Below are 11376 nucleotides of genomic sequence, written 5' to 3'. Positions count from 1 at the left end.
CGAGCTCTCCACGTTCGCGTCGGTGCGCCGGCTCTACCCGTACGTCCGGCCGGCGGTGCCGCGCATGGTCGGCGGGCTCTTCTCCGCGATCGGTGCGAGCCTCGCCGCGCTGGCGATCCCGCGCGTGCTGCAGACCCTGGTCGAGGGCCCGCTCGCCGAGGGTGCCGCCGCCCACGACCTCGGGGCCCTCGTGGTGCCCGTCCTCCTCGTGCTCGTCCTGGGCGTCGCGGAGGCCGGGCTCGTCCTGCTGCGCCGCAACCTCGTGATGTACCCCGGCACGCGGGTCGAGGCCGAGCTGCGGATGGCGCTGTTCCGCCACCTGCAGGACCTGCCCGTCGCGTTCCACGACCGGTGGCCCGGCGGCCAGCTGCTGAGCCGGATCATGGGCGACCTCGGCCTGCTGCGACGCTGGCTGGTCTTCGGCCTCCTGCAGCTCGTCGTCAGCATCGTGACGATCGTCGTCGGGGTGGGCATCCTGCTGGCCACCGCCGGCTGGCTCGGCCTCGTCTACCTCGCGGGCGCGATCCCGGTGACGGTCATCGCGTTCCGCTTCTCGAGGCGGTACCGCGTCATCGCGCGCCTGTCCCAGGACCAGTCGGGCGACCTCGCCACCACCGTCGAGGAGTCCGTGCACGGCATCCGTGTGCTCAAGGCGTTCGGCCGCGGGCGCGACGCCCTCGACTCGTTCACCGACCAGGCGGAGGAGCTGCGCCGCACGGAGATCCGCAAGGCGGGCAACCAGGCCACCGTCACCACGTCGCTGCAGCTCATCCCCGAGGTCACGCTGGCCGTCTGCCTCGTGCTCGGCACGGTGCTCGCCGCCCAGGGGCAGATCACCGTCGGCAGCCTCGTGGCCTTCTTCCTGACGACCGCCGTGATCAACGGCCCCGTGGTCGACCTCGGCATGACCCTGTCGATGACGCTCAACGCCCGCACGGCCGTCGACCGCTTCTTCGAGGTCATGGAGACCCCGAACCCGTTGGCCGACCCCGCCGACCCGGTGGAGGTCGGTCCGGCGCGCGGCCACGTCGAGCTCCGCGACGTCTCGTTCCGGTACGAGGACGCGTCGCGCCCGGTCCTCGAGCACGTCGACCTCGAGCTCCCCGTCGGCACCACGACGGCGCTCGTCGGCCTCACGGGCTCGGGCAAGTCCACCCTCGCGATGGTGGTGCCGCGCATCGTCGACGTCACCGCCGGCCAGGTGCTGCTCGACGGCGTCGACGTGCGGCGCATGCGGCGGCACGACGTGCGTCGTGCGGTCGCGGTCGCGTTCGAGGACCCCACGCTGTTCTCCGCGTCGGTCCGCGACAACGTGCTGCTCGGCGTCCCCGAGGCCGGCCCCGACGCCGTGCCGGAGGAGGAGCGTGAGCGGCGCCTGCACGAGGCGCTCGAGGTGGCGCAGGCGGGCTTCGTCGCCGACCTGCCGCGGGGCGTCGAGACCCGGATCGGGGAGGAGGGCCTGTCCCTGTCCGGCGGGCAGCGGCAGCGCCTCGCGCTCGCCCGTGCCATCGCGGCACGACCCGCCGTGCTCGTGCTCGACGACCCGCTGTCCGCGCTCGACGTCGCCACCGAGGAGGCCGTCACCACGCGCCTGCGCGACGTCCTGCACGGCACGACGAGCCTCGTCATCGCGCACCGGCCGTCCACGGTGGCGCTCGCCGACCGGGTCGCCGTGCTCCAGGACGGCCGGATCACGGCCGTGGGCACCCACCGCGACCTGCTCGCCACCGACGCGCACTACCGGCACGTCATCTCCAGCCTGGAGCAGGACTGGGAGGAGTGCGCCGAGCACTCCGACCAGGAGGAACCCGAGCAGGCCCAGAACGAGGAGGTCCAGCGGTGAGCCGCCCCAGCACTCCGGAACCGTCCCGGCCCGCGACGTCCGGGCCGGACCCGGACGACCACCGCCGGCCCACCGACGCGACGGCGGACGACGCCACCCAGCTCGACGCCCAGGCATCCCGCGACGTCAGGTCCCGGTCGCTGCGGCTGCTGGGCGAGCTGCTCCGGCCGCGTCGCGGCGCCCTCGCCCTCGCCGGCCTCCTCGTCGTGGTCTCGACCCTCGGCCAGGTGGCCGGCCCCTGGCTCGTGTCCCTCGCCATCGACTCCGCCGTGCCCGACCTCAGGGACGGCGACGCCGGCACCCTCGTGCTGGTCGGCGCGGCCTACCTGGTCGCCGCGGTCGTGGGCGGCCTGTGCGCCGGCGCCTACGTCCGCCAGGCCGCGCGCATCGCCCAGGGCGTGCTCCTGGACCTGCGCCGCCGCGTCTTCCGGCACACGCAGCTGCTGAGCCTGGAGTTCCACGAGTCGTACACGTCGGGCCGCATCATCAGCCGTCAGACGTCCGACCTCGAGGCGCTGCGCGAGCTGCTCGACGGCGGGCTGACGGGTGTCGTCTCGTCGCTCATGCTCATGGTCTTCACCGGGCTGAGCCTGTTCCTGCTCGACTGGCGCTCGGGCCTCGTGCTCGCGGTGGCGCTCGTGCCGGCCTGGCTGCTCACGCGGTGGTTCCAGAAGCACTCGCAGGTGTTCTACCGCGAGCAGCGCACCACGTCCGCGCGGCTCATCGTGAAGTTCGTCGAGACGATGACCGGCATGCGGGCCGTGCACGCGTTCCGCCGGGAGTCGACCACCGAGGCGGAGTACGGCCGGCTCAGCGAGCAGTACCGCGACGCGAACCTCAACACCATGGGGCTCAACGGCCGCTACCAGCCGGGGCTCGTGCTCATCGGGAACGTGGCCGTCGCGGTCGCGCTCGCGATCGGCGGCTGGCGGGTCTACTCCGGTGGGCTGGACGTCGGCGTGCTGGTGGCGGCCCTGCTGTACGTGAAGCGGTTCTTCCAGCCGATCCAGCAGCTCGGCAACTTCTACAACTCGTTCCAGTCCGCCACGGCGGCGCTCGAGAAGGTGTCCGGTCTGCTGGCGGAGGAGCCGACCGTCGTCGAGCCGCGCCGTCCCGTGGCGCTGCCGCACGCGCGGGGCGCCCTGCGGCTGGACCACGTCACCTTCCGGTACGGGGACGGCCCCGTCGTGCTGCCCGACCTCGACCTCACGCTCCCCGCGGGGCAGACGGTCGCGCTGGTCGGCACGACGGGCGCGGGCAAGTCCACGCTCGCCAAGCTCGTGACCCGGTTCTACGACGCGAGCGAGGGGCGGGTGCTGCTCGACGGCGTCGACGTGCGCGACCTGTCGACGACGGACCTGCGGCGCGCCGTGGTCATGGTGACGCAGGAGGCGTACCTGTTCAGCGGGTCCGTGCGCGAGAACATCGCGCTCGGGCGGCCCGGGGCCCCGCAGGCGGACATCGAGGCCGCCGCACGGGCGGTCGGGGCGCACGAGTTCATCATGGACATGCCCGACGGGTACGACACCGACGTCAACAAGCGCGGCGGCCGTGTCTCGGCGGGGCAGCGGCAGCTGCTGTCGTTCGCGCGGGCGTTCCTCGCCGACCCGGCGGTGCTGGTGCTCGACGAGGCGACGTCGTCGCTCGACATCCCCGGCGAACGGCTGGTGCAGCACGGTCTGCAGACGCTGCTGGCCGACCGCACGGCGATCATCATCGCCCACCGGCTGTCGACCGTCGCGATCGCCGACCGGGTGCTCGTCATGGAGCACGGCCGCGTGATCGAGGACGGCACGCCGGACGAGCTGGCGGCGGGGGACGGGCACTACGCCAAGCTCAACGCGGCCTGGCAGGACTCGCTCGTGTAGTCCCGGGTCCGGCCCGAGACCTTGGTGGGGGGACGAGCCGGCCGAGAGGTTCTTCGCGGGGACGCGTTCACGGGCGCCGGGGCGCCCTCCACTTCGGGAGGGATACGTCCCCGCGAAAGAACCTCTCGGCGCCCCCGTCCGCTGTCGGCTCACGGCCGTGTGCGAGCGTCCTTCGGCCGAGGTAGTTCCGAACGTGCCGAGGTAGTTCCGAACGTGCCGAGGTAGTTCCGAACGTGCCGAGGTAGTTCCGAACGTGCCGAGGTAGCTCGGCGGGACCAGGGAGCGCAGGGGAGCTCAGCCGTCGTCGCCGGAGAGGGAGGATGCCGCGCGTGTGCGCGGCGGCCTGGGATTCACGACCGCCCGGGGCGCGACAGGAGGGCGAGGTTCACCGGGTCGACGATCGTCTCGAGCTCGTCCCGCACCCACCAGTCGCCCGTCCGGCGCCGTTCGTCCGGCGTCGTGTACCGGTAGCGGAACAGGCGCATCCGCACCCACCGCGGCCGGGCGCCGTCGAACGGGTCGTCGCGCAGGAGGCGGAGCGTCGCCGGGTCCGCCTCGAGCAGGCGCCGGCACAGCACCGGGAGCCACGGCACGGGCGCGCCGAGCGGCACGAACCACAGCACCCAGTCCAGCCGCAGGTGGTACGGCGCGACCTGCGGCGGGCGGCGGTGGACGTCGCCGGGCTTGCCGCGGAACCCGTACTCGCGCCAGTCGTCGGGCCCGGGAATGGCGGCGAGCGTGCCCTCGACGATCACCTCGTCGCGCCTGCGCGTCACGCTGCCGAACGCGCCGTACGCGTTGACGAGGCGCAGCGGCTCGAAGCTCGCGTTCATCTTCTGGTGCCGCGACACGAGGTTGAGCGCCGGCCGTACTGAGAGCACCACGAGGAGCGCGACGACGAGCGACACGGTCACGAGGTAGCCGAGCGGCACGCCGGGCGTGCCGGCGGCCGCCGGGGTGACGCCCCCGAGGTCACCGGGCAGGGCGCCCAGCAGGGCGCGCCACACGCCGTCGGACACCATGGCCGCGCCGAGCACGATCGCCGCCCAGTTCAGCCAGGCGAAGTTGCCGGTCAGCACCAGCCAGCCCTGGGTCAGGACGACGACGCCGCCCGCGACGCTCGGCAGCGGCTGCGGCAGCCACAGCAGCCACGGCACGAGCAGCTGCGTGACGTGGTTGCCGACCACCTCCGTACGGTGCCACCAGCGCGGCAGGTGGTGGGCGTGCCAGCTGAACGGGCCGGGCATCGGCTGAGTCTCGTGGTGGACGTCGAGGGCGGTGAGGTTGCGCCACGCCGGGTCGCCGCGCCACTTGATGAGCCCCGCGCCCAGCTCCAGCCGGAACAGCAGCCAGCGGGCTGCGAGCACGAGCAGGAACGGCACGGGCACGGCGGGGGAGCCGAACCAGGCGGCCAGGAACGCCAGCTCGCACAGCAGCGTCTCCCAGCCGAACGCGTAGAACCGCTGGCCCACGGACACGATGGAGAGATAGCCCGCCCACAGCGCCAGGAGGACGACGGTCGTGACCCACCACGGCCCGGTCTGCGGCAGGCCCACCGCCACGGCGGCGCCCCCCGCGGTCCCGAGCACGCCCACCGCGACCAGCAGCCGGTCGGAGTAGTGCAGGTGGAACAGCGACGGCGCGTCGCGGAACCTCACCCGCGCCGTAAACCGTCGCACGGGCAGCAGCCCGCGGTCGCCGAGGAGGGGGCGGAACTGCCCCAGGGCCTGGAGGAAGGCCAGGCACAGCAGCGCGCCGACGCCGCGCTGCAGCACCTCGCGGGCGACGTCGTAGTCGGCGGTGGCCCACCAGCCGCTGAGCTGGTCCGGCTGCCACGCCAGCTGCCCGGGCACGCCTCCACGCTAGTCGCGGGCGGCGTCGCCCGCCTCGACCAGGCGCTGCACGAGAGCGCGCGCCGCCGGGGTCGGCGCGCCGACGGTGAGCGCGAGCACCTCGCGGGTGGCGCCGGGCAGCGGCTGCGCCACGACGTCGGGGTTGCGATGCGCGCGCAGGCAGAGTGACGGCAGCAGGCTCACCCCGGCGCCGGACGCGACGAGCGCCTGCACGGCCACGTAGTCGTCCGTCTCGAACGCGATGCGCGGGTCGAAGCCTGCGGTGGCGCAGCGTGCGACCAGGTCGGCGCGGCACCGCTCGCACCCCGCGATCCAGGCCGCGTCACGCAGGTCGGCCAGCGGCGGCGGGCCGTCCTGGGAGCCGCTGGTCCCGTCCGCCGCCCGGCGGATCAGGGTGATCGGCTCGGAGTGCACCTCCGTGACCTCGAAGCGCGAGAGGTCCATGGCGGGGCGGGCGTGCGGGGCGTCGGTGTGCCGGAAGACGAGGGCCACGTCGACGTCGCCGGCCTGGAGCGCCGCGACGGCCTCGGGCGGCTCGGCCTCGACCAGCCCGACGCCGAGCCCGGGGTGCGCGGCCCGCAGGCCCGCGACGGCGGCGGGCACCAGGGTGGCGAGGGCGGAGGGGAACGCGGCGAGGCGGGCGCGGCCGGCGCGGAGGCCGACCAGGGCGTCGAGCTCGCGCCGGGCGCCCTCGACGCGGCCGAGGATCTCCTCCGCGCGGGCGGCGAGCAGGCGGCCCGCCTCGGTGAGGCGGACGCCGCGGCCCGCGCGCTGCAGCAGGGCGATCCCCGCCTCGGCCTCGAGGCGGGCCAGGTGGTGGCTCACCGACGGCTGGGCGTAGTGCAGCTCGCGCGCCGCCGCCGTCACCGACCCGGTGCGCGCGACGGCGGCCAGGACGCGCAGGCGCGTGAGGTCCAGGTGGGGCGGGGGAGCGGGCTCGACGGACACGCCGCCAGCCTACGGCCAATCATCGGCCGTATCGATGGCGAGCAGTCGGAACAGGCATTGGACCTATCGGTCGGCGGGCGGCGATCCTGCTGTGATGACGACGACGACCCCGCAGCCCGCTCCCGAGGTGCCCGCGCCTCCGACGATGCGCGACGTGCTGGCCGCCGCCCGGCGGATCGAGGGGCTCGTGGTCCGCACGCCCGCGCTGTCGCACCCGGAGCTGGACCGCGCCGCCGCGGCGGCGGGCGCCACCGGCGCGAGCCTCGTCGTCAAGCACGAGAACCTGCAGCACACGGGCGCGTTCAAGGTGCGTGGGGCGCTGAACCTCCTGCTCGGGTTCGACGACGAGGCGCGCCGGCGAGGCATCGTCGCCTACTCGACCGGCAACCACGCCCAGGCGCTCGCCCACGCCGCCCGCCGCACCGGCACCGGGTGCACGATCGTCATGCCCGAGGGCCCGAACCCGCTCAAGGAGCAGGCCGTGCGCGATCTCGGCGCCGACGTCGTGCTGCACGGGGCGACGTTCGACGACGCCCGGGCCCGCGCCGGCGAGGTGGCCGGCGACAGCGGGGCGCGCCTCGTGGGCGCGGCGAACGAGGCGGTCCTCGTCGCCGGCGTGGCCACCGCGACGCTCGAGCTCCTGGAGCAGGCGCCCGACCTCGAGGTGCTCGTCGTCCCGGTGGGCGGGGGGTCCGGCGCCGCGGCCGCCTGTCTCGTCGCGGCCGCGCTCGCCCCCGGGCTGCGGGTGGTGGCCGTGCAGGCCGCGGCGTCCCCGGCCGCCCACGACTCCTGGCGCGCGGGCGAGCTGCGGACCGCCGCCAACGCGACGCGCGCCGAGGGGCTCGCCGTCGGGTGCGGCTTCGCGCTCACCCAGGCCGTGCTGCGCGAGCGGCTGGCAGACTTCCTGCTCGTCGACGACGACGCGATCGCCGCCGCCCAGCGGCTCTACCTCACCGGCGCGCGCACCGTCGCCGAAGGCGCCGGCGCCGCGGCCCTCGCGGCCGTCCTCACGCACCCCGCCGCGTTCGCCGGCCGCCGCGTGGGCGTCGTCTGCTCCGGGGGCAACGCGAGCGAGGCGGAGCTCCGCCGCGCCCTCGCGGCCTGATCCGCCCGCCGCGCCGCGGGGCGTTCGTCGGGTGGCGCGGCACGGGGCGGGGATACGCTGCCGGGCATGGCCCGCTACTTCGACGTCCACCCCGTCGACCCGCAGCCCCGGGCGATCGGGCAGGTCGTCGCGCTGCTGAACGACGGGGGGCTCATCGCCTACCCGACCGACTCCGGGTACGCGCTCGGCTGCCGCGTCGGCCAGCACGACGGCACGGAGCGGATCCGCCAGATCCGGCACCTGGACGCCGGCCACCACTTCACCCTCGTGTGCGCGGACTTCGCCCAGCTCGGCCAGCTCGTGCGCCTCGACAACAGCGCCTTCCGCGCCATCAAGGCGGCCACCCCGGGGCCCTACACCTTCATCCTCCCGGCCACGCCGGAGGTCCCGCGGCGGCTCGCGCACCCCAAGAAGAAGACCATCGGCGTGCGCATCCCCGACTCCCGGGTGGTGCAGGCGCTGCTGCGCGAGCTGGAGGAGCCGCTGCTGTCGTCCACCCTCATCCTCCCGGGTGCCGACCAGCCCCTCACCGACGGCTGGCAGGTCAAGGAGGAGCTCGACCACGTGATCGACGCCGTCGTCGACGCCGGCGAGGTGCTGGCCGAGCCCACGACCGTCGTCGACTGGTCCGAGGGGTACCCCGAGGTCGTCCGCGTCGGCGCCGGCGACCCGTCCCGCTTCGAGTAGGCGGTTCGACCCGACGGTCTCGACCCGGCGGCCCGACCCGCCGGACGCCCTCCGCGGGCCCTCCCGCACGCGGCTAGGGTGGCGCCCATGAGCGACCGCGGACTTGCCCTGGCCCGATCCAAGATGCAGGCGGAGGGCGTCGCCCCCGCCGCGATCGAGACCTTCACCCGCTTCTACCACCTGCTGGAGTCGGGGGAGAGCGGGCTCGTGCGCGAGGCCGACGTCGAGCCGCTGACCGACCTGCCGCGGCACGCCGACCTCGAGGTCTCGGGCGACGACGCCCAGGCCGCCCTCGCGCGGACCGCGATCATCAAGCTCAACGGCGGGCTCGGCACCTCGATGGGCATGGACAGGGCGAAGTCGCTGCTCACCGTGCGGGACGACGCGCCCGCGGAGGACGCCGACGGCACCGGCGGGCGGGACGGTGCGCTCACGTTCCTCGACGTCATCGTCCGGCAGGTGCGCGCCGCCCGGGAGGCGACGGGCGCCCGCCTGCCGCTGGTGCTGATGAACTCGTTCCGCACCCGCGACGACACGCTCGCCGCGCTGGCGCCGTACGACGACCTGGCCGTCGACGGGTTGCCGCTGGACTTCCTCCAGAACCGCGAGCCCAAGCTGCGCGCCGACACCCTCGAACCCGTCGAGTGGCCCGCCGACCCGACGCTCGAGTGGTGCCCGCCCGGGCACGGCGACCTGTACCCGGCGCTGCACGCGTCCGGCGTCGTGCGGGCGCTCCTGGACGCGGGCTTCCGCTACGCCAGCGTCTCCAACTCCGACAACCTCGGCGCCGCCCCCGACGGCGCGATCGCCGCCTGGTTCGCGGCGTCCGGGGCCCCGTACGCCGCGGAGATGTGCCTCAAGTCGCCCGCCGACGTCAAGGGCGGCCAGCTCGTGGTGCGCAGGAGCGACGGCCGCATCGTGCAGCGCGAGACGGCGCAGACCCACCCGGACGACGTCGACGTCTCGCTCGACCCGACCGTGCACCGCTACTTCCACACCAACAACCTCTGGTTCGACCTGGAGGCGCTCGCGGCCGAGCTGGACCGCACCGGCGGCGTGCTGGAGCTGCCGCTGATCCGGAACGAGAAGACCGTGGACCCGACGGACCCGTCGTCGCCCGCCGTCGTCCAGATCGAGTCCGCGATGGGCGCGGCCGTCGCGGTCTTCGAGGGCGCGACGGCGATCGAGGTGGGGCGCGAGCGCTTCCTGCCGGTGAAGACGACGAGCGACCTGCTGCTCATGCGCTCGGACGTCTACGAGCTCACGGACGACTACCGCCTGGTCGCCCAGGTCGACGTCCCGCTGGTGAAGCTCTCGAAGACCTACAAGCAGATCGCGGGCTTCGACGCGCGGTTCGCCCAGGGCGCGCCGTCGCTGCGGACGGCGTCGTCGCTCACGGTCGAGGGGGACTGGACCTTCGGCGCCCGTGTGCGGGCCGAGGGCGACGCCGCCCTGGCCGACGCGGGCGAGCCCGCCACCGTGCCCGACGGCGCGACCGTCACCGCGGACGGCGTCACCCCCTGACCGCCCCCGGCGTCGTGAGTCAGGCGGGGAGGTCGACGACGCGGTCGGCGCCCGGGACCGGCGTGAGGGCGCCGGCGGAGGCGGCGGCGAGGTCCTCGCGCAGGCGGGGGAGCGCGGCCGGCGGCACGAGCAGGGCGAGCCGGGCCACGGCGGCGTACGTCGGCTCCTCGAGCACGGCGTCGTGGACCTGCGCCCAGTCGCGCAGCAGGTGGTCGACGCGGCCGGCGTCGGCGTGCGGCACGTCGACGGTGACCTCCGTGAGCACCTCGCGCCGGCGCAGCAGCCCGTCGGCCGCGGCGACGTCCAGGGCCTCGGCGACGGCGCCGGAGTAGGCGCGCACCAGGCCGCCGGCGCCGAGGAGGACGCCGCCGAAGTACCGCGTCACGACCGCCACCACGTCGGTCAGCTCGCGGCGGCGCAGCACCTCCAGCATGGGCACGCCGGCGGTGCCGGAGGGTTCGCCGTCGTCGGAGGAGCGCTGCTGGTCGGCGTGCGTGCCGACGACGAGCGCCACGCAGTGGTGCCGGGCGTCCCAGTGCTCCTTGCGCAGCCGGGCGACGACGGCGTCGGCCTCCTCGACCGTCCCGGCCGGGGACACGTGGGCCAGGAACCGCGACTTCTTCACCACGAGCTCGTGGTCGACGGGGGCGGCGAGCGTGCCCGGGAGCCCGCCCCGGGGCCCACCCTGTGGCCCACCATGGAGCGTCGCGGGGGCGGGGCTGTCGCGTCGGCTCACCGCACGAGGCTACGACGGGGGGAGACACGCCGGACCACCTCCGAAGAAAAAGTGTGCCAAGCGCCAGGATGGGCCCCATGACGCAGAGCACGGGGGAGAACCCCGCCGCCGGAACCGACGGACCCGCCGCGCCGCCCGCCACCCGGTACCCGCGACCGACGGTCACGCTGGACGAGGCGGAGTGGGTGTGGCGCGAGCTGTCCGTGGAGGCGCTGCGCCCCGGCGGGAAGCCGGAGGTGGTGCGCCTGGCCGTGATCGCCGGGCTGACGCGGGCGACCGGGGCGCGCTACGGCGACCTGCTGCGCGTGCGGGCGGAGGACCTCGACCTGGGGCCGGAGCCGGACGCCGCCGCGCGCCGGGGCCGCGTCGGGGGCACGCGGGACCCGGGGGAGGGGAGGGTGCTGCTGCGGCACGGCAAGCACCGGACCCTGCGGGAGCACCGCCTGCCGCCCGAGGTCGTGCTGCTGCTGCGGCACTGGATGGTGGTGCGCACCGAGCTCGCCGCCGAGCTGGAGGGCTCGGTGCCCCGCGCGCTGCTGCTCACCGTGCACCACACGCACGACCACGGCACGACGGTGGCGAGCGGGCTGCCGATCACGCGGCAGGGGCTGGTGCTGTCGTGGCGGCGCTTCGCCCACCGGACGAACGCACGCTACGGAGCAGTGCGGGCGCCGCTGCCCACCCGGTTCGAGCAGGTGCGGCGGGCCTGGGTGGACGCGGGCGTGCCGGACCTCGGCAGGGAGGTGGCGCCATCCGCCGAGCTGCCCGATTCCGAGCAAAAATAGTGTGCCAAGCGCCTTGAGACCCGGGGG

Annotated in this window: 9 protein-coding genes; 6 read left to right on the top strand and 3 right to left on the bottom strand. The window is 75.1% G+C overall.

All coding sequences use genetic code 11. The features are described from left to right. The first annotated feature begins 64 nt into the window (after positions 1-64). Both ACFVS0_RS02645 and ACFVS0_RS02640 read left to right on the top strand, forming a co-directional pair. On the top strand, positions 65-1843 hold the full coding sequence (locus ACFVS0_RS02645) for an ABC transporter ATP-binding protein (RefSeq protein ID WP_430587137.1): 1779 nt from the start codon (positions 65-67) through the stop codon (positions 1841-1843). Beyond that, positions 1840-3711: an ABC transporter ATP-binding protein gene (locus tag ACFVS0_RS02640; protein ID WP_430551938.1), complete on the top strand. Its 1872-nt coding sequence runs from the start codon at positions 1840-1842 to the stop codon at positions 3709-3711. The genes ACFVS0_RS02645 and ACFVS0_RS02640 overlap by 4 nt, the downstream gene beginning before the upstream one ends. 350 nt (positions 3712-4061) lie before the next feature. On the opposite strand, the gene ACFVS0_RS02635 is transcribed toward ACFVS0_RS02640, so the two are convergent. Both ACFVS0_RS02635 and ACFVS0_RS02630 read right to left on the bottom strand, forming a co-directional pair. Then, complete coding sequence (locus ACFVS0_RS02635) at positions 4062-5564, bottom strand: lipase maturation factor family protein (protein WP_430587083.1); 1503 nt, start codon at positions 5562-5564, stop codon at positions 4062-4064. A gap of 9 nt (positions 5565-5573) precedes the next feature. Next, positions 5574-6512: a LysR family transcriptional regulator gene (locus tag ACFVS0_RS02630; protein WP_430587082.1), complete on the bottom strand. Its 939-nt coding sequence runs from the start codon at positions 6510-6512 to the stop codon at positions 5574-5576. 94 nt (positions 6513-6606) lie between these two features. Here ACFVS0_RS02630 and ACFVS0_RS02625 point away from each other — a divergent pair, with 94 nt between their 5' ends. The 3 genes from ACFVS0_RS02625 (at position 6607) to ACFVS0_RS02615 (ending at position 9828) form a co-directional block, all read left to right on the top strand. Further along, positions 6607-7617: a threonine/serine dehydratase gene (locus tag ACFVS0_RS02625; protein WP_430587081.1), complete on the top strand. Its 1011-nt coding sequence runs from the start codon at positions 6607-6609 to the stop codon at positions 7615-7617. A gap of 66 nt (positions 7618-7683) precedes the next feature. Continuing rightward, positions 7684-8304, top strand: coding sequence for an L-threonylcarbamoyladenylate synthase (locus ACFVS0_RS02620; RefSeq protein ID WP_430587080.1), 621 nt, complete (start codon positions 7684-7686; stop codon positions 8302-8304). Positions 8305-8391: 87 nt separating this feature from the next. Continuing rightward, complete coding sequence (locus tag ACFVS0_RS02615) at positions 8392-9828, top strand: UTP--glucose-1-phosphate uridylyltransferase (protein ID WP_430551933.1); 1437 nt, start codon at positions 8392-8394, stop codon at positions 9826-9828. A gap of 19 nt (positions 9829-9847) precedes the next feature. Here the strand turns inward: ACFVS0_RS02615 and ACFVS0_RS02610 are convergent, their stop codons facing one another. After that, positions 9848-10456, bottom strand: coding sequence for an IMPACT family protein (locus ACFVS0_RS02610; protein ID WP_430587136.1), 609 nt, complete (start codon positions 10454-10456; stop codon positions 9848-9850). Between the two features lie 185 nt (positions 10457-10641). On the opposite strand from ACFVS0_RS02610, the gene ACFVS0_RS02605 reads away from it, so the two are divergent. Next, positions 10642-11349 (top strand): hypothetical protein, encoded by a 708-nt coding sequence (locus ACFVS0_RS02605; protein ID WP_430587079.1) that lies wholly within the window; start codon positions 10642-10644, stop codon positions 11347-11349. Positions 11350-11376: the final 27 nt, after the last annotated feature.

Origin of the sequence: Isoptericola sp. NPDC058082, from assembly GCF_042885055.1 — a bacterium.
GTDB lineage: Bacteria > Actinomycetota > Actinomycetes > Actinomycetales > Cellulomonadaceae > Isoptericola.
Note: the sequence above shows the minus strand (reverse complement) of the source record. Positions and strands in the feature narration are given on the sequence as shown.